Raw genomic sequence first — 22,552 nt, 5'->3', positions numbered from 1 at the left:
TCAGCCGATATTGTCTCGATTAAGCTTGCTATTTACAGCCCCTGAGGCCCACGGTTCATAGCAGCCACACCCGTGCGACAGATTTCAACCAGACCAAGCGGCTTCATCAGCGAAATGAACTGGTCGATCTTGGCCGTCTTGCCGGTAATCTCCACAATGAAATGCTCGGTCGTTGCATCCACAATCTTGGCATTAAAGGCATCGGTCAGGCGCAGGGTTTCAGCACGCGCCTCGCCCTTTCCTGCAACCTTGATCAGCGCAAGCTCACGCTCAATCGGACGTTCATGGCCAAGTTCAACGGCGCGGTAGGTCATATCAACCACGCGGTGCACCGGCACGATGCGCTCCAACTGATGGCGGATCTGATCGAGAACATTTGGCGTGCCACGTGTCACAATCGTGATGCGCGACAGATGCTGCTCATGCTCGGTTTCAGAAACCGTCAGGCTTTCAATGTTGTAGCCACGGCCTGAAAACAGGCCAATGACACGGGCGAGAACGCCCGGTTCGTTATCAACGAGAACCGAAAGCGTATGGGTTTCCGGTGTCTGTGTATCCGCTGCAATAAAATATGCCGAGCCGGATGCTAGATTTTGTGCGTTCATGTTCTTTACTCCGGATCAGACTAGGGAACGGCCCTTGGCGTCAATGGCATTGGCAACAGCTTCATCGGTCGCTTCATCAGGCAACAGCATTTCATTATGTGCCTTACCAGATGGGATCATCGGGAAGCAGTTGGCGAGATTGGCAACGCGGCAATCAAAGATAACCGGCTTTTTGACTTCAATCATTTCCATAATCGCATCATCAAGCTTCTCTGGTTTATCGCAGCGAATACCATGCGCACCATAAGCTTCTGCCAGCTTCACGAAATCTGGCATTGCTTCCGTATAGGAATGTGACAAGCGATTGCCATGCAGCAACTGCTGCCACTGACGAACCATACCCATATATTGATTGTTCAGGATGAAAATCTTGATCGGCGCTTCATACTGGATGGCAGCCGACATTTCCTGAATGCACATCTGGATCGACGCATCACCAGCAATATCAATGACCAGCGCATCAGGATGCGCAATCTGAACACCCAGAGCCGCAGGCAAACCATAGCCCATGGTGCCGAGACCACCCGAAGTCATCCAGCGATTTGGTGCGTCAAAATCCATGAACTGTGCGGCCCACATCTGATGCTGGCCAACTTCGGTCGTGATATAAGTGTCACGATCCTTGGTCAGTTCATTCAAGCGCTGCAACGCATATTGCGGCATGATCACGTCTTTGTTCGGCGTATAGGCCAATGACTTTCGAGCACGCCAGCGGTTGATCTGATCCCACCAGGCAGCAATTGCGTTCTTTTCGGGCTTCTTTTCGGAAGCGCGGAACTGGCGAACAATATCTTCGAGAACATGCGCCACATCACCGATAATCGGCACATCAACGCGAACATTCTTGTTGATCGATGATGGATCAATATCGATGTGAATCTTGCGCGAATGCGGAGCAAAGGCATTGAGACGACCCGTGATACGGTCATCAAAACGCGCACCAACGCACAGCATGACATCGCAATCATGCATGGTCATATTGGCTTCGTATGTGCCGTGCATTCCGAGCATACCCAGCCAGTTCTTGCCCGATGCAGGATAGGCACCCAAGCCCATCAGGGTCGAAGTGATCGGGAAATCGCTGATTTCAACCAGCTCACGCAAAAGCTTCGTTGCAGCAGGACCGGAATTGATAACACCGCCGCCCGAATAAATGACGGGCTTTTTGGCGCTCAACAACATTTCAACAGCCTGCGCGATGGCCGACTTGTCACCCTCGATCGTTGGGCGATAGCTGGTGCGCGGTGCAGTCTGCGGCGGTGTATAAATACCGGTCGCAAACTGAATATCCTTCGGGATATCAACCAGAACCGGCCCCGGACGCCCTGTTGAGGCAATATGGAAAGCCTCATGCAAGACGCGCGAAAGATCGTTGACGTTGCGAACCAGCCAGTTGTGCTTGGTGCAAGGGCGGGTAATACCAACCGTATCGGCCTCCTGAAAACCATCAGAGCCAATGAGTGTGGTCGGAACCTGACCGGAAATACAGACCAGCGGGATCGAATCCATAAGCGCGTCCTGCAAAGGCGTGACAGCATTGGTAGCACCTGGACCAGACGTAACCAGCATAACGCCAACCTTGCCTGTCGAACGCGCATAGCCTTCGGCCGCATGGCCTGCGCCTTGCTCGTGACGAACAAGAATATGCTGAACCTTGTCCTGCTGGAACAGTTCGTCATAGATCGGCAGCACGGCACCACCCGGATAACCGAAAAGATGTTCCACACCATGATCAATCATAGCCTGAACCACCATTTCCGCGCCGGTCATTTCGCGTTGCCCTGCGGAGATCGTCGCCGCCTCGCTTTTTGCTGCCGTCATCGTCTTCACTTCCCGTCTGCTTTACTTAATCAATTCGTTGATGTTCAGATAACAAAAAAGGCCCCCGAGGGAGCCTGTCTTTCGCGCATGGGAGCTTTCGCCGGATGGTTACACCATCCTGCCCATGCGCGTTCGTACCACAAGAATAAGAGCTGTTCTGTTCATGCCGGGGAGACTAATCAGCGAAAATCGCGGCGTCAACGCGAAAATGCACAAAACACGATATTTTCTTATATAAAAGAGGCCATCTTGATAAGATTATTGCCCTGACAAGGCTTCTTCAGCAGAGCCATACCTCTTCCAGCTCTCATCAAGCTGGTTTCTAAACCATGTTGATTGCCGTTTCGCATATTGGCGCGTGGCGATAACGGAAAGCTCTATGGCTTCTTCGCGCGGTATTTCGCCAGAAAAAAATGCTGAAATCTCACGCACGCCGATCGCTTTTAAAGCCGGCAGTGCAGGATCAAGATTCAGAGCCATTAATGCACGGACTTCATCGAGCGCGCCCTGATCCCACATGAGTTTGAAGCGCCGCTCAATCCGCTCGCCCAACCATTTGCGATCCGGCAACAACACGATTTTGCGCGCGCTCGCATTATCGATCAGTGCCGTTCCGGTATTCCTCTGCCAATGCAACAGAGACTTGCCTGTTCCCTCAAACACTTCCAGCGCACGCACAATACGCTGGCTGTCTGTGGGGCGCAACGTGGCTGCAATCTCCGGGTCTCGCTCTGCAAGCAATCTATGAAGGGCCTCTGCGCCCTCCTCGCTCATTTTGTTGCGCCAATGCTCACGCACATCAACAGCCACTTCCGGCATCTGCGAAAGCCCGCCCAACAGCGCGCGGAAATAAAGCCCTGTACCACCGACAAAAATCGGTGTGCGCCCTTTCAGATCATCCCGCGCCAGCACAATTTCAACATCGGCAAACCATTTGCCCGTCGAATAGGAAACGGATGGAGCCACATGGCCATACAGAAAATGATCAGCTTCACGCAGTTCGTCAGCCTGCGGCCGTGCACTCAAAAGGTCGAGCACATCATAAACCTGCATGGAATCGGTGTTGACGATAAAGCCGCCTGTCTCCTTTGCCATATGAAGCGCAAGAGCCGACTTGCCGCTGGCCGTCGGTCCAGCTATCAGGATTGCACCCTTTACCGCTTCACTCATCGCAGGAAATGTTCCTCATGTCCCGATCCGCTTCCCTTATTGCTACACTGATTGCCAATCCGGCCAAAGCGTCGCTTATTCCATCTTTGGGGATTAAAGCCTCGGCGGCAGTCAATGCAACCGGACTTTACTGGCTGGCAGACGGTATTGCCTGCGACATACCGCTTCCATCCACAATCGGGCATGAAGAAGCAGATCAGGCATTGCGCGCCGCCCTTGATGGCGCCCCAGTCGATGTCGTGGTGCAGGAACAGGACAGCCGACGCAAGAAAATTCTGATTGCCGACATGGATTCCACAATGATCCAGCAGGAATGCATTGATGAACTGGCCGAAGAAGCTGGCCTGCGCGAGCATGTTGCGGCGATTACTGCCCGTGCCATGAACGGTGAAATCGAATTCGAACCAGCATTGCGTGAACGCGTTGCTCTGCTCAAAGGTCTGCCGCTTTCGGTGATCGACAAGGTTATCTCCACCCGCATTTCGCTGATGCCGGGCGGCGTTGAACTGGTCCGCACCATGCGCAAGCACGGCGCTTACACGGCACTTGTATCTGGTGGCTTCACATCATTCACAAAGCGCGTCGCAGAAATGATCGGCTTCAATGAAGACCGCGCCAATACGCTTCTCCATGATGGCGCGCATTTGAGCGGCACGGTTTCCGACCCTATCCTCGGCCGCGAAGCAAAAGTCGAAAAGCTCGTCGAAATTGCTGAGCGCCTCGGCCTCACCCCGCAGCATGCAATCGCCGTCGGCGATGGCGCCAATGATCTCGGCATGATTCAGCTTGCAGGCACAGGCGTAGCACTTCACGCCAAGCCAGCCGTCGCGGCACAGGCGAAGGTGCGCATTGATCATGGTGATCTCACCGCGCTCCTTTATATCCAGGGCTATCGAAAATCTGATTTTGTGGAATGAGGCCTTTCTGAATCATATTGAGAGCCAATGCGTGCAAGTGATTCAAACACCAAACAAAAAAGGCGTCGCAAATTCTGCGACGCCTTTTATTTTTATGTAAAATCAAAGCCTAATCGATGCGGATCGTGACAAAACGCAGCTCGCCCGAACGTGACGCCAACATCAAAAGCGCATTCTTACGTCCTTCACGACGAAGGGCATCGATGCGCTTCTTCACATCCGCTGGCGTTTTGACCGTCACCTGCCCAACGTCAACAATCACATCGCCTGTTTCGATACGTTTTTCGCTGGCAGCAGAACCCGGAGTGACGTAAAGCACGGCCACCCCTTCCACATCTTCCGCAATGCCGAACTCGCCACGCACATCATCATTGATCTCGGCAAGTTTCATACCCATGACTGCCGTCGTAGCAGTCTGTTCCTTCTGTTCTTTTTTCTGGGTATCAGACTTTGGTGCATCAGGTGCTGCTTCCCCGTCTTCCATATCCGGTGGCGGTGCCTGATCTTCAGTGGCGTCCTCGGTGCTCTTATCGTCTTCAACCAAACGACCGAGCTTGACCTTTACAGTCTTCTCTTCGCCGTCTCTGACCACAACGACTTCGACCTCATCACCGACAGCGCTTTCGGCCACAAGTCGCGGCAGATCACGCGCGCGCTCAACTGGCTTGCCGTCATACCGAATAACAACGTCACCCGGTTTAATCTCTTTGTTATCAACACCAGAGTTTTCGACGAGACCGGCAATCAACGCGCCTTTAGATTCTTTCAAACCGAGGCTCTGCGCAACATCATCGGTTACAGGCTGGATACGAACACCGAGCCAGCCACGGCGCACTTCGCCAAACTCTTTGAGCTGATCGATAACGCCAACAGCCATTTCAGCCGGAATAGCAAAACCAATACCAATCGAGCCACCCGATGGTGAATAGATTGCGGTATTGATGCCGATCACCTTGCCGTCCATATCGAACAGCGGACCACCGGAATTACCCCGGTTGATTGCAGCATCGGTCTGAATGAAATCATCATAGGGGCCGGACTGAATGTCGCGTTTGCGCGCGGAAATAATACCGGCTGTCACCGTACCACCAAGACCAAATGGATTGCCAATCGCCAGAACCCAATCGCCAATGCGTGCTTTTTCCGAGTTGCCAAACTCAACGGCCTTGAGCTTATGTTTCGTCGGATCAACTTTCAGCACCGCAAGATCGGTCTTTGTGTCCTTGCCAACCAGTTCCGCTTTCAGCTTGGAACCGTCAACGAAATTGACTTCGATCTCATCAGCATCGGCGATGACATGGTTGTTGGTGACGATGTAACCTTGTTTGGCATCAATCACAAAGCCGGAACCCAGCGACTGCACTTTGCGTGAATCGCTATTCTTGCCGCCATCCTTGTCATTGAAAAAATCTTTGAAGAGATCCTCAAATGGGGAGCCTTCCGGCACCTGCGGCATCGGCACGCCGCCGTCTTCCTCGCCATCGTCCTTGACGGTCTGCGATGTCGAAATATTTACCACCGCATCCAATAGCCCTTCGGCCAAATCAGCCACAGAGCCGGGGCCCTGCCGGATCGGTGCAGTTTGCTGGGCGAACGAAGGCGTGGCGCCAATTGCAACTGTCCCCGTAAAACTCATCGCTCCAAGAGCGACGGTTGCCAGAAGAGTGCGAGTAAAACTCGCCTTGGGTGCAATTGCCATGAAGCTCTGCTCCGTTTCTGTCTGCGGTAAGAAATCGAATAGATTAGATCGCTGCAAATTACGGCCTGTTTACGGCCCCGCATAGGGTAGAGATCAGAAATATAGCGTTTGAACTGGCTTATCCCCTGACAAGCCAGACAATGAACACACCAATTGCAAGCGCGCAAAGCCCGGCAATGCGCAACATGCTTTCAGGCGCCTCAGACGCATCACGCGCAAGTCTTTTTGCAAAAAATGGAAAGCCGCCGTAGAGCAGCCCTTCGAAGACGAAGAGAAGTCCTACGGCGGCCAGAAAATCGCTCATATGCGATAGTCTCTCTTACTTTGACGGTGTCGGCAATTGACCACCGGCATCACGGAAGAACCTAAAGAACTCCGAATCCGGTGAAATGACCAGCGTTGTATCCGGTGTTTCGAGTGCTTTGCGATACGCCGCCATCGAACGATAGAAAGCGTAAAAGCCCGGATCTTTCTTGGCCGCTTCTGCGAAGATCGCACTGCGCTCAGCATCGCCTTCACCACGAAGGATTTCCGATTCCTTACGCGCTTCAGCAAGCGTTTCGACAACCTGACGATCTGCAATAGCACGGATACGCTGTGCCGCTTCACGACCACGCGCGCGCAAACGCTCAGCTTCAGCAAGACGCTCGGCTTTCATGCGCTCATAGGTCTGCTGCGATACTTCTGCTGTCAGATCCGTGCGGCGAATGCGAACGTCTTCAATGGTGATACCAAGCGAATTCGCATCAGAACGAAGCTGGTTGGCAACTTCACGCATCATTTCACCACGCTCTTCCGAAAGCGCTGCCTCGAAGCCACGCTGACCGTAGACACCGCGCAATGCAGCATCAAGACGCGTGCGCAGACGCTGCTCAGCAAGGATCGTGGAACCGGAGACCGTTTCACGGAACTTGCTCGGATCAGTGATGCGATAAACGAGGAAAGCATCCACGTCGTAGAACTTACCGCCAGAAACCTGAACACGAATGTCATCAAGGTCAAAGCGCAAAAGGCGATCATCGATCAGCTGAACCGAGTCCGCATCCATGAAACCAAACGGCATTTTGAAATAGATACCCGGTTCGGTTTTCACGTCGACAATCTGACCAAAGCGCAGGACGATTGCCTGCTGACGTTCATTGACGATGAAAACCGAGGAATACAGAACGAAAGCCAGTACGGCGATGATACCGACAATAAACGGAAGCCTATTATTGGCCATGATCAGTTACCTCCGCTATTCGTCGTTGCATCGGCAGCACCTGAACGCGGCTGCTGGCGCATAAGTTCACTTAATGGAAGGTATGGAACAACATCCTTCCCCGCTTCCACGATAACCTTCTTGGTGCCGGCCAGCACCTCTTCCATAGTTTCGAGGAACAAACGATTACGCGTTACTTCGGGCGCATTCTTATATTCAGCGACAACCGAATTGAAGCGCTGCGCTTCACCGGTGGCATCCTGAACAACGCGGTTTTTATATGCAGCGGCCTCTTCGCGAAGCTGCGCTGCCTGACCACGTGCCTGACCAAGCCGCTGGTTTGAGTATTGATTGGATTCTTCTACGAAGCGATCTTCATCCTGCTCGGCACGCTGCACTTCATCGAACGCATCAGCCACTTCACGCGGCGGAGCTGCATCCTCAATGGAAACGGCATTGATCTGAATACCGGCATTGTAACGATCAAGTGTGGACTGAATGATTTCACGAACGCTCTGCGCAATTTCGGCACGATTGTCACGGAAAACATCCTGAGCCGGTCTGCGTCCGACGATTTCGCGGATCGCACTCTCGGAAACCTGCTGCACCATGGCATCCGGGTTTTCGACATTAAACAGATAATCACGTGGATTCGAAACACGATACAGCACGGAGAACTGAACATTGACGATGTTCTGATCGCCAGTCAGCATCAGGCCTTGCGTAGCAGTACGCGACCCCTGCCCACCAATATTGATCTGCTTTTCGACGATCTGCGCCTTTTCAACGGTTTCAACCGGCCAGAAAAGGAAATGCAGGCCCGGTTCGGAAACTTCTGCCTTTGGCTTACCAAAGACCAGTTCAACCGCAAGCTCATCCGGCTGGACGGTGTAAACAGACTGAAACAGCCAGAAACCAAGAACAGCCGCACCAATCAGATAATAGAACGGGCGATTGCTGTTGCCTTTTCCACCACCGCCACCGCTACCGGGGAAAACCTTTTTCAGGCGATCCTGGCCTTTGCGCAGAATATCCTCGAGATCAGGCGGTGTGTTGGGTCCGCCACCACGCGGGCCTTTGGGTCCTTGACCCCACGGGCCGCCATTATTGGAACCGTTATTATTATTGTTATCGCCGCCGCCACCCCATGGGCCACCGCCGCCGTTCTGATTACTCCAGGGCATCCTCACCTCTCGTCCGGGAGACTGAAAGTCTATTCAACTTCCTGTCATCAAATAATGTTACCGTTTTATAGGCATCGCGAGGGCCGCTTTCAACGTAAGGCAGCCAATTTCCTGCGTTATAATTTACGCATTATAGCGTTCGTACTGAATATAGCGCGTCGGATGGCTGTCTTTTTCTCCTTGAGGCACATCTTCGCTCGAAACGGCGCGCCAGATTTGCGAATCGATTTCAGGAAAATAAGTATCGCCATCAATGGTGGCGAGAACCTGTGTCAAATACACTTTGTCGGCGAACGGTAGCGCCTGCGCATAAATCTTGCCACCCCCAATAATGCAGACTTCACCCACGCCAAGCTCAGTCGCAAGCCTGTGCCCCAGAGCGATTGCATCCTCAAGCGAGCCGATAATCTGCGCACCTTCCGCATGAAAAGCTGCATCGCGCGTTATCACGATGTTGGGACGCCCCGGCAATGGGCGACCAATGGACTCCCATGTCCGGCGCCCCATAATCACAGGCTTTCCAAGCGTCAGCGCCTTAAAGCGTTTGAGATCGGTCGAAAGCTTCCACGGCATGTCATTGTCGCGGCCAATCACACCATTTTCGGATGCAGCCACAACAATCGATAAAAACGGCTTCTGATTATGCATATCTTACACCGCAATCGGCGCTTTGATCGTTGGATCGGCTTCATAACCGATAAGCTCAAAATCCTCGAAACGGAAAGCAAACAGATCCTTCACATCGGGATTAATACGCATGGTCGGCAATGATTTTGGCGTGCGGGTCAGTTGCAGACGTGCCTGCTCAAAATGATTGGAGTAGAGATGCGCGTCCCCGAGCGTGTGCACAAAATCACCCGGCTCAAGCCCGGCAACCTGCGCAATCATCATCGTCAAAAGCGCATAAGAGGCGATATTGAATGGAACGCCCAGAAAAATATCCGCCGAGCGCTGATAGAGCTGACAGGAAAGTTTGCCATCTGAAACATAGAACTGAAACAGGCAATGGCATGGCGGCAAGGCCATTTCATCGACCAGCGCCGGATTCCACGCCGAAACAATCAAACGTCTTGAGTTAGGATTTTCACGCAACATTTTGAGAAGATTCGCGATCTGGTCAATATGGCGGCCATCTGGCGCAGGCCATGAACGCCACTGATAACCATAGACCGGACCAAGATCGCCCTTCTCATCCGCCCATTCATCCCAGATCGAAACGCCATTTTCCTTGAGATAGGCGATATTGGTATCACCTTTAAGGAACCACAGCAGCTCATGAATGATGGAACGAAGATGCAGCTTTTTGGTGGTCAGAACCGGAAATCCCTCGGCCAGATTAAACCGCATCTGATAGCCAAACACTGAGCGCGTGCCTGTCCCGGTCCGATCGCCACGGTCAGCGCCATTATCAAGCACATGCTGGAGTAGGTCGAGATAGGTGCGCATAGGGGATACTTTCCGGGTCGATTCGTCAAAGCCCAATATAGGAAAAACCCCGGCGTTATGACACCGGGGTTTCGATTTGCCTGTGGACTGAAATTAAAGATCGCCAAGCTTACCCAGCTGTTTGGCAACCAGATAATAAAAGGTAACGCGATGCTTGTTACGATCACCCTTCATGACTTCTGCGACATGATCGACGACTTCGACAGCTTTTGCCTCGTCAGCGACACCAAGCTTCTTGTGCACCCAGCTATCGCGAACACGCTTCATTTCTTCAGGGTCAGTTGCCGAAACGAGGGAGGAATCACGATTGCGCAGGGCAATGCCAAGATGCTTTACGATCTTCTCGACAACGGCTTCATCAGCGCCAGCATCATAGCGACGGACATCCGCGATATAGTCACTCATCTATCCACTCTCCTTCGATTGGTTTTAGCCCCGGTTAAACCTCCGCTACAGCCGGACGATCGCAATCCTATTTCCGGCATGCACCGATAGTGTGGTGAGGATTGACCAGCCTGCCCTGCCTGTCAATGAAAATGAACGCAAAAAGCGAAGCCGGAAGACGGGCAACAACCTGTTAAATAACAACTACCCTCTTTCAATCGGAGAAAAGGACGCCTATATACAGGATGTCAGCGCAAGCTGACTATGGTGATAAACGGACGATGTAATAAACCTATTGGACCCGGGGGCGGTACCCGGCGCCTCCACCACAACGCAAGAAGCATTAAAGGCGCGTTGCGCTGTGGCGGGGGCGAAATAGGATCGACAAGGGTGTAAAGATCGCTCTTTTGCTCGGCATGATACCACCGTTATCGGGTCAATTGAGTAGTTGCAAATGACAACAAAGCTCAGGGTTACGCTCTCGCTGCTTAATCGCGGTGCGGGAAACCCACTCTAAGTCCTTCTGGTTAGCACCTTGAGGCGGGGTTCGGAGGCACCTGGCAACAGAAGCCTCCACTTTCCCTTCACTGCTTGATTAGATAGCTGCGACTTGCGTGCCGGGCTCTGATTTGCGTGCAAACACAATCAGCGCAAGCAGGAATGCCATCAGCGCACATATCGCAATTCCACCGATCATCGGCCGTGCCGATCCGTCAAAAAACGCACCGGTGATCGCGATCGCAATACCGCCAATGACAAAATGCAGCGTGCCGAGAAGAGCAGATGCCGTTCCGGCAATGTCTCCGTGATCATCCAGCGCAAGCACCGCTGTGGTGGGAATCACCAACCCCAAAAAGCCATAGCCCACGAACAAGAAGCTCGCGATCAGCCACAGGGAATTATGCCCCATCAAAACAGCCAGAAACATGATCAGCATGACAGCCGCAAAGCCCGATACAGCAACGCGCATTACGCGCCGCAACCCATACCGCGAACCAAGCCAGCCATTAAGCTGCGACACACTGAAGAACGACACCGCATTTATCGAAAACGCAATCGCATACTGGCTCGGGCTGAGGCCATAATGATCGATCATAATAAACGATGAATTCGCCAGATAAACGAAGAACGAAGCAACGCCGAAGCCGCCAATACAGGCAAGCCCCATAAAATAGCGATCCTTCAGCAACCGACCATAACCCGCCAGTGCACTGCTGATATTGCTTTCAAGCCGAGCCTCGCTGCACCGCGTCTCCTGAAGTGATGTTGCGATCAGCACAACACCGACAATTGCGGCCACCAGCACTGCCCAGAAAACACCACGCCAGCCAAAGAAATCGATCAGCACTGAACCGCTTAACGGTGCAAGAATCGGCGAAATCGAGAACACGAGCATCAAAAGCGACATAAGCCGCGCCGCATCCACACCAGTGTGAAGATCACGCACAATGGCCCGCGGAATCACACTGCTAGCCGCAGCACCCATCCCCTGAATAAAACGAAACAGCACCAGAATATCGATATCGGTTGCCAGTGCTGATCCGACACTGCCGATGGCAAAAAGGATAAGCCCACCATAAAGCGGCAGCTTCCGCCCGACCATATCTGACAGTGGCCCCACGAAAAGCTGTGCAAGCGCCAAAGCAATGAAAAATGCCAGCAGACTCATCTGCACGGCACTCGTCTCAGCATGCAGATCCGTTGCAATCATAGGCAAGGCAGGCAGATACATATCGATGGCAAACGGACCGATCGCCGACAACAGACCAAGAATGAGCGCATTGCGAAAAAGACCGGAAGTCATCAAGCCGGAAGGAGAGCCTGAGCGGGAACCTGAACGCATCGGGGGAGCACTTTCATCAATGTTTCGTGAGCTATCTTCTGCGATTTTGAACCCCCTTGGCCCGCGGCACCGCTTGGGAGGATGGAAAGACCAGGGTCCAAATATCGCAAAAGAATCTCTATCCACATGTTAATGCTGCATAATCTCAATCATTCCCACGATAGTTCTGCCCCCAGGCGCCCTATCGTAGCCCTTGTAAATAGTGCAGCAGCCCTCATAATGGACAGAATGTCAAAACCGATTTGACACAACTGTAAAATTAGACACCATTGTCCAACGCGTCAAGTCATCTTATGTTATGAATATGAAACCTACTGACATGCTCGATATAGCAATTTTGTCCGACCGGCAGTCCGCCCTTTCAAAGGGTGGCAATCCTGCGTCCGTGAAACCGGGACAATGCATGAAGCGCGACTTCATTCTGTGTGCCGCAGCGCGCGTTTTTTATCGCGATGGCTTTCAGGGCGCGAGCATCGATCTGATTGCAAGCGAAGCAGGCGTTTCCCGCCAGACGATCTATAATCACTATCGCGACAAGGAAGCGCTTCTTGCCGCCGTTGTTGATGATGCTTTTGACAGAATGACGTCCAGCCTTTTCGCCGTGCTTGCAACATTTCCGCAGTCCAGCGAAAATCTTGAAGAAGACCTGATCGCCTTTTCTATCCGGATGAGCCGCAACTGCGTGCATGATTCGTCCACGGCTTTCCTGCGCAAGCTGTTCCAATCCGATGAAGATGCTCTTCCTTTGCACGCCAATGTCTGTAGCAACAAAGGCCCAGCACAGGCGGTCCCCGCTATTGCAGCCCATCTCGCACGCCTCGCCCTTGCTGGCGATTTGGAAATCCAGGACCCGGACCTTGCGGCCTGTCATTATCTGGCGCTGATCAATGCCGATATTCACTACCATCTTCTGACAGGACAAAGTGTCGACGATTCCATCATCGAGAAAAGCTCGATCAATGGCGTCAGGACATTTCTGATGGCCTTTGGCAAACGCGCATAATTTCCAGGCCGAACGTTTGAAATTCACGCTTTGATTGTTCTTGGTAGGGCGCCAGCGCAAAGGTTGAGCTTTTTCCTGAGATAATTTTAAATTCTCTCTAGAACAAACTTGACATCAACCTGCGAATCCGTGGGATAAGCAAACTATGGTACAGGACCTGATCCGTTACGATATTTTAGCTCAGGAAGCCCTCCGCGGCGTCATTCGCAAGGTTCTTGCGGAAGTGGCGACGACTGGCTTGCCGGGAAACCACCACTTCTTCATCACGTTCCTCACTGGAGCGCCTGGTGTACGAATTTCATCGCGCCTCAAGGAGAAATATCCTGAGCAGATGACGGTGGTATTGCAGCACCAATTCTGGGATATGCTGGTTACAGACCAGCTGTTCGAAATTGGCCTGTCCTTTGGCGACGTTCCTGAAAAGCTGACAATTCCCTTCTCTGCCATTCGCGGCTTCTACGATCCATCGGTCAATTTCGAACTGGAATTCGATGTGTCCGTTGTGCAGCCGACGAGTGACAATGACGAAGGCAGCAATATCTCTTCGATAGAACTGATTTCTGCCGAAGAGACACCGGCTAAAAAGCCTAAGTCAAAGCCACGCAAAACGGCTGCTGAAAAGGCGGAATCGGCTGCAAAGGATAAAGAGGATGCCGATGGCGACGATACGGAACCAAAGCCGTCCGCCGATGTCGTGTCGCTTGATTCCTTCCGAAAAAAATAATGGTTCCCATCGTTTAAATCTTTTGCGCCGGTAGATGAAACATTTCTACCGGCATTTTGTTTTAGCCAAGTCAATTCAGCAAGATAGAGCATTTTCAATGGTGCAATCAAAACAGGAAATGCTCTAAACATCTCAGTTGACTTTGATCAATGCATGAAGAGTAATGTTTACCGTAATGTTTACCGTAATATTTTCTCGACGTGACACATCTGGATTGGCTCTATCATGCTACGTTTTGTTGCTCAGTTGGTCTTATGGTTTAGCGGAATTATCGCAGGCATATTTGTTGCAAAAGATGCACCAAATTTCCCGCTCTGGCAGATGACGTTCGGTCTGGTTCTGCTGATAATACTCTCGCTGATCATATGGTTTTTGACCAATCCCAAATCTCCAGACAAGTAGAGTTATCAAGACTTCGAAAGCTTGCAACACGGCAACCATTCATGAGCGAGATCGTCAACCTGCGTCAGTTCAGAAAGAACAAGGCACGCACATCCAAAGAAAAGCAGGCAGAGGAGAACCGCATCCTCTTTGGGCGCACCAAGGTCGAGAAGGATTTTGCGCGGCAAGAAGCCCGTAAGTCTGAGCGTTTTCTCGTAAACAACAAGCTTGAGCAAAGCAACAAGCCGGACGATGAGACGTGAATCCGTCATCGCGTCTGCGAAAGCGTTCAGTGAACATTCGTGGCCATGCCACCAGCTACACGCTTGAAGAGCCATTCTTCGAAATTCTTGAAGAAATCGCGCAGCAACGAGAATTATCCATGGCAGCATTGATTGCTGAAATCGACGGACAGCGTGACCGCACAATCAACCTTTCATCGGCCTTGCGTCTCAGCGTGCTCGACTGGCTGAAATCAAAACGAACGACCTAGGCCGTGTGGACTGCTATATTTTGGTTCATGGCATCGATAAAAATAGCCGGGCTTTGCGTCGCAAAACCGCTTCGCACTTTTTCTGGAAATGCTCTAAAGCTTGGGTCTTGCTGCGGGTGATTGTTCCAGATCTTTCAAAAACTCGTTCAGTGACTGGCCACCCTGTCCGTTCAAATTCGCAGGCGGCGCGCTTTCCACATCAGGCTTTTGCGCCTCTAGAGCCTCTCTGGCGGCCTGTTCCCGCGCCTGCGCTTCTGCCTTAAGCCGCGCTTCTTCCTGCAACCGCAAGCGCTCACGTTCCTGCGCGTCCGACAAAAAGAGGTCCAGTTGCCGCCGCAAACGCTGCTTTTCCATAATGCTGGCCTGCATCGCCTCGACCCGTTCCTGTTCACGCTCGAGCGCGCGCTGTGTCAGAAACTGCACGAGCGGCTGACGGTCAATGCTGACTGACGGATCATCGTAAGTTCCACCAACAACATATCGCAGACTGGCCGCACCGGCGGTATCCGTACCGTTGGCACCATCGAAAGCAAAGCTGCCATTGCCGCTTAGTCCCAATGTCGAAAGATCAATCTGCATATCGCCGGCAAAAAGCGTATCACCGCTTCTTAGATTGATGGGTCCCACCCGCACGATACCGCCTGCAATGGAGAAGTCGATCTTGCTGTTTCCTGCTGCAAAACGTCCCTTTCCAGATGCAGCCTCGGCAATGGAAACGAATTGCTTTGCATCCACCTGGGCGCCGCCTGATGGCTTGTCTGCAATCGTGTCAGCAGCCTTGAGCATTTCTGGAAAGGCTGTGGGATCAACGCCATTGATGACGAAATTCTCAACATCAACACTGCCAGATCCAGTCAGAGAGGCAACAAGTTCGGCCATGCTGGAACCGCTGCCGTTCAACGTCATGGCGGCCTTCGTTCCGCCCGCAAAAGGAGCGCCGCTCTCAGGCCGATAAATATTGACGAGGTCCGCCCCGCTCCATTTGAGGTCAGAATTCAGCAATGCAGCCTTGTCATTGTTGCGCAATGAGACATTGCCCACCAGATAGCCGCCTGCCCAGTTTCCCGTCAGCTCATTGAGACTAAGCTGATCCATACCCTTCTGGAGCCGCGTGGAAAAATCAGAAATGGTACCGAAACTGCCCATTTCAGCCTGCGCAACATTTAACTTCATATCCAGAAGCAGCGGCAGCGACGGGCGCACCGAAAAACTACCCATCGGCCAGATGGACTTCTTGCTGTTCCGCGAAGGCTCCAATGCGTCCTGCCCAAGCATAATGGCAGCCAGACTGTCCAAATCGAGCGAAGCAAGCTTGGCCTCGCCCTTGATTTGCGGCAATCCGCTATCGGCAAAATTGGCTTCGAGCCGTGCGCTCACATCGTCTCCGCCGAGCTTACCGGCAAAGTTCGGAAACCGTAACAAGCCTTTGGCAAACTGGAAATCGCTGGACAGATCAGCAGACAAGCCTTCGCCAAATCCCGGCAATGTATAGCCTGCCGTCGCAATGAATGGCTGCAGATCGGCCGATTTTATACTGGCCTTGCCGCTTGCAGCAATATCTCCGCCAACCAGCGACAGAATACCATCGGCGAGCGCTGTTCCGTCGGGCGCAGTCAATTTGAGTTGCGTGCGCATGCCGGCACTTGGCGCGCCCTGCATCGTCAGATCAGCGGTGAGTTCGCCCGCCAGCCCAAGCGGCAATGACGGCACGCCAAGCAAAGCAAGAACGGTTTCGCCATTTTGCGATGTGGCCGTTCCGTTCAACTGCATCTGCATCGGATCGCTCTCGGAACTGCCGCCGCTCGTTGTACCGGAGAGATCAAGTTTCATCCCACCCGCTTTGCCGGTCACACTAAATGAGGCTTCACCGCCCTTCGCGGGTGCTTTCGTGGGCGTTTCTTTGGTGCGCGCGCCCTTATCCTTGCCTGTTGCACGCACTGGCGCACCATCGCCGCTTGGAGCCGCAACGGCATTGGCTATGATATTTATCTGCGTATCATCAAACAGCCCCGGATAGTTGTCAGCACGTGCGGAAAGTGATCGTAAAAGTGGGATTTGCGGGTGACGATGCGCGGCCAATGTCAGAAAATGCGACAAATCAGCAGAAAGCAAAGTCGCATCAAGCGTACCTGAAGGTGCGGTGGCAAACGGTTCATAGGAGCCGGTGGCCGTCAGGGTTGTGCCCGCAACATCACTGATCAGCAGCCGGTCAAAATCAAAACGACCATTATGAACACGAACCGCAAGATCGACGGCACCCGCCTCCATGTCCTCATACTGAACCGGACCTGCTTTAAACGTAATATCAAGCGCTTGGCCACCAAGGGAAGCCATGCCCTGTCCGCTTGAGAAAAACCCGATAAATGCACGTAATGCGTTGCTGTCTACCGCACCGCCATCAAGGCGAAGCGTGATCGCGGGATCAGCCGAGCCGATAACCTGCCGCAGGAAACTACCTTTAAGCGCGGTTTTTCCCATGCCGATCTCAAGATCGTCAATGCTCTGCACACCTTCGCGCAGATTGACCTTGCCGGAGAACCCGACGCTATCAAGTTTACGGATCGATTCATCAACCGTTTCGTTGAGCCAGGAAGCAAGCCCGGAGGGCTGACGCGATGCCACAAGCATATCGCCCTCAAAACCGAAATCCCGCCCGACCGAGAGCTTGCCCTTGGCTTCAACCTTTGTCCGGCCCGGCAGATCAGCCGCAAACTGCCGAATATTCCAGCGATTGCCATCAGGCTCCGCACTGATCATGACCGAACGAATCGTGGTGCCGCCGGCAATCACTGCTGGCAGGCGCAAATCGACATTGCCCGGCATTCCGGGAATAGGCAGTTGCTCAAGCACGCGCCGCACCAGAGCCAGCCGTTCATTCACCGGAACAGGCGCAGCCAGCTGATCGACCGTCGTCTCAACCGGCCCCCAGAAAATCTGCTGCCCATCAGCGCTGATTTCAAAATGCGGCTTATCACCATAATCGATCAAAGCCTTGCCATTCACTACATATGGATTATCGGCAGGCCCCTGCTCCATACGAAATTCGCTGGCATCAAAACGGCTTCGATCAGCATCAAACTTACCGCTTACGCGCAGGTCACTGAAAAACGGCTTCTCAGTGGCAAGTTTCTGATTTTGACCAGTTGGAGAAACCGCATCGGCAGAACGCAACGAAAAATTGCCGGCATAGTTCAGCCGACCCTCATCAAGCGTGATGTCGCCATCCGTTTCAAACGATGCCGGCATGGCTTCAGGAGAAATCCGCGCACGCAGGCGCAAGGAACCCTCTGGCTTTGCTTCACCGCTGTTAAGATCAAGTGCGAACTTCTGACCTTCAATGAAAAGCGAACCCGTCGCCTGCCACGGCCCCGCGAGAGTATTGGCCGACAGCACAGCATTGATTGCAGTTGCCGCATAAGAACGACCGCTTGCTCTGTCAGCCAGCGTCGCAGTACCGTCAGTGATCGAAAGCCGCTCGATCTTGATTTTCGACGGATCAATCGGCGTTGAAGGACGGATTGCCCAGTCAACCTTACCGGCCTTATCCAGCGAAATGTTAACATTCGGGCGGTCAACCCGCATATCGAAGATCAAAAGCTCGCCGCGCAGAAACGGCATCAACTCCGCATCCATCGAAAACGTATCGACCGTCATGACCGGATGCGCGCTATCTGCACCCACACGCACATCAGAAAAAGCCACCGATGGAAAGGGCAGAAGCCGCGCACTGACATCGCCGGCCACATGAACCGGGCGACCGAGAATCTGGCTCGCCTCACGTTCAAACTCGGCACGATAGCCGCTCCAGTCGACAAATGGCGGCACGACCAGCGCTGCTGTCAAAAGCAGCACCAGCAGCCCACCAACGATGACGAATATGCGGCCCAAACGACGCTCCGATAAAATGCTTAATGCGCGCCGCATGAAACAAATGCTGAATCACGCGGTCTTTATCGGTGCAACATAACGGCATCGTTCCGGCGATAACAAGGCAAATTGCTTTTCACTGAAACGATTCATGAGCGATATTGAATCGCCTTCTCAAAAAGGCGGCTCAATTCACTGATTTGAATCATCAAATCAGAATTTTTCCGGGATTCATGATATTATCCGGATCAATCGCTTTCTTGATCATCCGCATGTAATCGATCGCTTCACCAAGCTCCATCGCGAGGTACTTCATCTTGCCCTGCCCGATGCCGTGTTCGCCCGAACACGTGCCTTCCATGGCGATTGCGCGCTTGACCAGACGATCCATGAAATCTTCGGCGCGCTCCATCTCCGCTGCATCATCCGTATCAAGCAGCAAAAGAAGATGGAAATTGCCGTCACCAACATGGCCAACGATAGGCGCGATAAGACCACTTTCAGCCAGATCTTTTTCCGTTTGCGCAATGCAATCCGCAAGCCGTGAAATCGGCACACACACGTCAGTCGAAACACCTTTTGCACCGGGACGCAGCAGGAAGGATGCAAGATAGGCATCGTGCCGCGCACGCCAGAGCCGGTCGCGTTCTTCGGGGTCGTTGGTCCAGCGGAACTCTCCGCCACCATTTTCTACGGCTATCTCACCAAAGATTTCGGCCTGTTCAGCGACGCCGGTTTCCGTGCCGTGAAACTCAACGAACAGATAAGGCTGCGCCTCATAAGGGAGTTTGGAATGCAAAATCAACGCTTCCATCTGAAGCTTGTTGACGAGTTCAATACGTGCAACAGGAATGCCCATCTGGATGGTTTCAATCACCGCGCGGCAGGCCTTCTCAATATCCGGAAACGGGCAGATGCCGCCCGATACCGCCTGCGGTATCCCCTGAAGCTTCAGGGTTAGCTCGGTGATGATACCGAGTGTCCCTTCAGAGCCAATCAGAAGCCGTGTCAAATCATAGCCTGCAGCGGTCTTCTTCACGCGCTTGGAGGTTTCAATCAGGCGGCCATCGGGCATAACAGCTTTGAGCGCCAGCACGTTCTCACGCATAGTGCCATAACGCACCGCATTGGTGCCGGACGCGCGCGTCGAAGCCATGCCGCCAAGCGTGGCATTCGCACCCGGATCAATGGGAAAGAAAAGCCCGGTATCGCGCAAATATTCGTTGAGTTCGCGACGTGTGACCCCCGGCTCGATAACGCAATCTAGATCTTCCGCATGAACTTTCAAAACGCGGTTCATCTGTGTAAGATCAATTGACACACCACCCGCAGGCGCATTCACCTGACCTTCAAGCGAAGAACCGGCACCAAAGGCAATCACCGGCACCTTATGCTCCGCACAGATGCGGACAACATCCTGCACGTCCTGCGTATTCTGCGCAAAAATAACGATATCAGGTGCCTGTGTCGGCACATAGGTCGTCGTATGGCCATGCTGTTGGCGGATTGCCTGCCCGGTCTGCGCGCGCTCACCAAATCGCTGTTTCAGGATTGCAACTGCGGCAGCAATGCCCTCCTCATTACGCTGAAGGGCAACCACATTCTGAAGCGACATTGTTCATTCTCCGTATTTCAAATTATGCAGCGCTCAAAGCCAGCGCGATGGGATCCTGCCCCAGATGCTCGGCAATCGCCCGCACAACAAGATTGTGATCTTCACGCTGCGGCAGACCGGAAACAATCGCTGCTCCCATCACCCCTGCACCTGTCACATGGATCGGAAAACCACCGCCCGCCAGCGCATAATCGGCAACATCAAGTGCCTTGTGAGCAGCAAACATCTTGTCGTCGCGGTTCTGTTCCAGAACAAGGCGATAGCTCGACGCTTGAAACCTGCGCACGACATTGAACTTGCGGCGCAGCCACTCACTGTTGTCCACAGTTGTTCCAGCCGTTGCAGCAAAGAACAGGCGACGATCCCAGAGCGAAATATCAATGGCAACTGAAAGCTTCTGCTTAATGGCCAGATCACGGATGCGCTGGCCCAGCGAAAACGCGTCATTCTCGTTGAAAGATGTGAAAATCAGCGCCTGTTCCTGCCGGATGATCTGCTTGATATCGTCGCGCTGCGGCATGATCCTTTTTCTCCCGAAAACTCTCGTAGCGTTCTTTTGCGCCCTCAATCACGTGATTGCAACAGATGAACCCTGCCTTCAAACTTGATTGATCGCGCGCGAAGCGCTAGTGGAGCCTTATGGCTGAGAACCCCAACATCGACATACCTGCTCAAGACGACCGGATACCGGAGTTTATTGAAACTGCCGTCTTTAAACGTGATGTGTTTTCCGAAACCCGCGCGGGCTATTTTATCGGCGATCCTGAAACGCGCATCATCCGCCGCGTGGTCAGCGCAGCACCTTGGTGGTCAAAGCCGCTGGCCTGGATTTTGGCGCGACGCGAAATCCGTGGCCTGAAAACAGTACGCGGCATCGAAGGCGTTCCACAGCTTCTTTATACTGATCGCGACGGGCTTTATCGTTCCTGGACCGAAGGCACCCCGCTGCATCTTGCGCGGCCCTCCGATCCCAAATGGTATCGCACAGCGCATCGAATCCTACGCGACATGCGCCGCATGGGGGTCACCCATAACGATCTCGCCAAGCCGCAAAACTGGCTGATGACACCGGAAGGCGAAGCTGCGGTCATCGATTTCCAGCTTGCAAGTGTGCATCGTCGTCGCGGCGCTTTCTACCGGCTGCTCGCCTATGAGGATTTCCGCCATCTGATCAAGCAGAAGCGCGCCTTTGCTGCCGATCTGATGACGCCGACGGAAAAGCGCATTCTGGCGCGCCGTTCGCTGCCATCGCGCATCTGGCTCGCAACCGGCAAGAAGGTCTATAATTTCGTCACCCGTGGCATCTTCAATTGGTCAGACGGTGAAGGCACAGGCGACCGCATCGACAATGAAGGCCCAGCCATCATGGCAGCCCTCAAGTCTGATCCACGCGTGAAAGATGTGGCGCTGGCGCTTTATTCGCTGCCCGCAAAGGGCGTTGGCCTTTATGCTTTCGTTGAAACGCTCAATGCGGACGAAAAAAGTCTGCGTGCGCGGCTCAAGGGCACCAAGCTTGAACTCATCCAGCCGGTTGCACATTTGCCGCGCCGGGCCGATGGAACGATCCGCGACGATATTCTGCGGCTGATCGCCATGAACCAGATGACTGAGCTCGACGACCTTCTAAGCCGCGAGCCGGAAATGCGCGATCTTGTCGAGGCACTTGCTTCGCATCGGCTCAATTTCACGGATCGCCGCGTAACTCAACTCGAATAGTTTCACGCTTTCGCTGGTTTTTCATCGGCGAATCACTACATTCGGTAGCAATGTATCTGATTTTGTCTAACTAATTGAAATAACGTAATTATTTTATATTTTTACCCGCACCTTGGCTTAAAATTGGACCGTTGAAATCATTGAATAATCCCGCCTGATCCCCGCACCTTTTTGCGGGGTTAATGCCCCTTCTTCTGCCCTGCTCATTCCTTGCGCTTAAATCGTTCTGTGATTATCTCGAATAGAGCATCACTGATCCACATGCCGCATACGCCGACGACGAATGCAGCTGCATGTAGCCCGACATTTGAGCCATCATCAGGCGGCAGTGGAAAATTGACTGCCCGCAGATAATGCACAATCGGGCCGGTCAGATAACCCGCGGCCAGAGCACCACAGATTGGCGAAGCGATCGTTTCCCGCATAGATGCTTTCTTGCGGGAGAGTGCGCGAAGTATCCCCCCTGCAAAGCCAGCGATAAGC

At 53.1% G+C, this 22,552-nt stretch carries 21 protein-coding genes and 1 other RNA gene; 7 read left to right on the top strand and 15 right to left on the bottom strand.

All coding sequences use genetic code 11. From position 1 onward, the window contains the following. Positions 1 to 32 precede the first annotated feature (32 nt). From ilvN to miaA, 3 genes are all read right to left on the bottom strand, one after another. Positions 33 to 605: an acetolactate synthase small subunit gene (gene ilvN, locus VBH83_RS13630; RefSeq protein WP_265985384.1), complete on the bottom strand. Its 573-nt coding sequence runs from the start codon at positions 603 to 605 to the stop codon at positions 33 to 35. 15 nt (positions 606 to 620) lie between these two features. Further along, entirely contained in the window at positions 621 to 2,426 is a 1,806-nt protein-coding gene (locus VBH83_RS13625; RefSeq protein ID WP_265985385.1) for an acetolactate synthase 3 large subunit, read from the bottom strand. A 258-nt stretch (positions 2,427 to 2,684) separates the two neighbouring features. Next, positions 2,685 to 3,596, bottom strand: coding sequence for a tRNA (adenosine(37)-N6)-dimethylallyltransferase MiaA (gene miaA / locus VBH83_RS13620; protein WP_265985386.1), 912 nt, complete (start codon positions 3,594 to 3,596; stop codon positions 2,685 to 2,687). 17 nt (positions 3,597 to 3,613) lie between these two features. Between miaA and serB the strand changes: the two genes are divergently transcribed. Then, positions 3,614 to 4,513: a phosphoserine phosphatase SerB gene (serB, locus tag VBH83_RS13615; protein ID WP_265985387.1), complete on the top strand. Its 900-nt coding sequence runs from the start codon at positions 3,614 to 3,616 to the stop codon at positions 4,511 to 4,513. A 109-nt stretch (positions 4,514 to 4,622) separates the two neighbouring features. Here the strand turns inward: serB and VBH83_RS13610 are convergent, their stop codons facing one another. The 7 genes from VBH83_RS13610 to VBH83_RS13580 all read right to left on the bottom strand — a co-directional run bounded on the left by VBH83_RS13610 (position 4,623) and on the right by VBH83_RS13580 (position 10,448). Then, positions 4,623 to 6,212, bottom strand: coding sequence for a Do family serine endopeptidase (locus VBH83_RS13610; RefSeq protein ID WP_265985388.1), 1,590 nt, complete (start codon positions 6,210 to 6,212; stop codon positions 4,623 to 4,625). Positions 6,213 to 6,330: 118 nt separating this feature from the next. Further along, positions 6,331 to 6,516 (bottom strand): DUF2065 domain-containing protein, encoded by a 186-nt coding sequence (locus VBH83_RS13605; RefSeq protein ID WP_265985389.1) that lies wholly within the window; start codon positions 6,514 to 6,516, stop codon positions 6,331 to 6,333. Positions 6,517 to 6,531: 15 nt separating this feature from the next. Next, entirely contained in the window at positions 6,532 to 7,434 is a 903-nt protein-coding gene (gene hflC / locus VBH83_RS13600; RefSeq protein WP_265985390.1) for a protease modulator HflC, read from the bottom strand. A 2-nt stretch (positions 7,435 to 7,436) separates the two neighbouring features. Then, complete coding sequence (gene hflK / locus VBH83_RS13595; protein WP_265985391.1) at positions 7,437 to 8,597, bottom strand: FtsH protease activity modulator HflK; 1,161 nt, start codon at positions 8,595 to 8,597, stop codon at positions 7,437 to 7,439. A gap of 123 nt (positions 8,598 to 8,720) precedes the next feature. Further along, positions 8,721 to 9,245, bottom strand: coding sequence for a dihydrofolate reductase (locus VBH83_RS13590; protein ID WP_396998207.1), 525 nt, complete (start codon positions 9,243 to 9,245; stop codon positions 8,721 to 8,723). A 3-nt stretch (positions 9,246 to 9,248) separates the two neighbouring features. After that, positions 9,249 to 10,043: a thymidylate synthase gene (locus VBH83_RS13585; protein ID WP_265985393.1), complete on the bottom strand. Its 795-nt coding sequence runs from the start codon at positions 10,041 to 10,043 to the stop codon at positions 9,249 to 9,251. A 93-nt stretch (positions 10,044 to 10,136) separates the two neighbouring features. Next, complete coding sequence (locus tag VBH83_RS13580) at positions 10,137 to 10,448, bottom strand: DUF2853 family protein (protein ID WP_265985394.1); 312 nt, start codon at positions 10,446 to 10,448, stop codon at positions 10,137 to 10,139. Between the two features lie 187 nt (positions 10,449 to 10,635). Here VBH83_RS13580 and ssrA point away from each other — a divergent pair. Then, positions 10,636 to 11,005, top strand: a transfer-messenger RNA (tmRNA) gene (ssrA, locus tag VBH83_RS13575). Between the two features lie 17 nt (positions 11,006 to 11,022). On the opposite strand, the gene VBH83_RS13570 is transcribed toward ssrA, so the two are convergent. Beyond that, positions 11,023 to 12,231 carry a multidrug effflux MFS transporter gene (locus VBH83_RS13570; RefSeq protein WP_265985484.1) on the bottom strand — a complete coding sequence of 403 codons (1,209 nt, stop codon included), beginning with the start codon at positions 12,229 to 12,231 and terminating at the stop codon, positions 11,023 to 11,025. 337 nt (positions 12,232 to 12,568) lie between these two features. Here VBH83_RS13570 and VBH83_RS13565 point away from each other — a divergent pair, with 337 nt between their 5' ends. From VBH83_RS13565 to VBH83_RS13550, 4 genes are all read left to right on the top strand, one after another. Continuing rightward, positions 12,569 to 13,273 (top strand): TetR/AcrR family transcriptional regulator, encoded by a 705-nt coding sequence (locus VBH83_RS13565; protein WP_265985395.1) that lies wholly within the window; start codon positions 12,569 to 12,571, stop codon positions 13,271 to 13,273. 145 nt (positions 13,274 to 13,418) lie between these two features. Then, positions 13,419 to 13,997, top strand: coding sequence for an SspB family protein (locus tag VBH83_RS13560; protein WP_265985396.1), 579 nt, complete (start codon positions 13,419 to 13,421; stop codon positions 13,995 to 13,997). A 443-nt stretch (positions 13,998 to 14,440) separates the two neighbouring features. Further along, positions 14,441 to 14,641 carry a DUF4169 family protein gene (locus tag VBH83_RS13555; protein ID WP_265985397.1) on the top strand — a complete coding sequence of 67 codons (201 nt, stop codon included), beginning with the start codon at positions 14,441 to 14,443 and terminating at the stop codon, positions 14,639 to 14,641. Next, positions 14,638 to 14,871, top strand: coding sequence for a ribbon-helix-helix domain-containing protein (locus VBH83_RS13550; protein ID WP_265985399.1), 234 nt, complete (start codon positions 14,638 to 14,640; stop codon positions 14,869 to 14,871). The genes VBH83_RS13555 and VBH83_RS13550 overlap by 4 nt, the downstream gene beginning before the upstream one ends. Positions 14,872 to 14,964: 93 nt before the next feature. Here the strand turns inward: VBH83_RS13550 and VBH83_RS13545 are convergent, their stop codons facing one another. The 3 genes from VBH83_RS13545 to VBH83_RS13535 form a co-directional block, all read right to left on the bottom strand. Then, on the bottom strand, positions 14,965 to 18,759 hold the full coding sequence (locus tag VBH83_RS13545; protein WP_265985485.1) for an AsmA family protein: 3,795 nt from the start codon (positions 18,757 to 18,759) through the stop codon (positions 14,965 to 14,967). Between the two features lie 187 nt (positions 18,760 to 18,946). Continuing rightward, positions 18,947 to 20,353: an FAD-binding oxidoreductase gene (locus tag VBH83_RS13540; RefSeq protein WP_265985400.1), complete on the bottom strand. Its 1,407-nt coding sequence runs from the start codon at positions 20,351 to 20,353 to the stop codon at positions 18,947 to 18,949. A gap of 22 nt (positions 20,354 to 20,375) precedes the next feature. After that, a complete protein-coding gene (locus VBH83_RS13535; RefSeq protein ID WP_265985401.1) occupies positions 20,376 to 20,873 on the bottom strand; it encodes a heme-degrading domain-containing protein in 498 nt (165 codons plus the stop codon). 119 nt (positions 20,874 to 20,992) lie between these two features. Here VBH83_RS13535 and VBH83_RS13530 point away from each other — a divergent pair, with 119 nt between their 5' ends. After that, positions 20,993 to 22,069 (top strand): serine/threonine protein kinase, encoded by a 1,077-nt coding sequence (locus VBH83_RS13530; protein WP_265985403.1) that lies wholly within the window; start codon positions 20,993 to 20,995, stop codon positions 22,067 to 22,069. 203 nt (positions 22,070 to 22,272) lie between these two features. Here VBH83_RS13530 and VBH83_RS13525 read toward each other — a convergent pair. Next, the coding region (locus tag VBH83_RS13525; RefSeq protein WP_396998203.1) for a hypothetical protein at positions 22,273 to 22,552 on the bottom strand (280 nt) is incomplete at its 5' end.

This window comes from Ochrobactrum sp. S1502_03 (assembly GCF_044435015.1).
In the GTDB taxonomy this organism is placed as follows: Bacteria; Pseudomonadota; Alphaproteobacteria; order Rhizobiales; family Rhizobiaceae; genus Brucella; species Brucella chromiisoli.
Note: the sequence above shows the minus strand (reverse complement) of the source record. Positions and strands in the feature narration are given on the sequence as shown.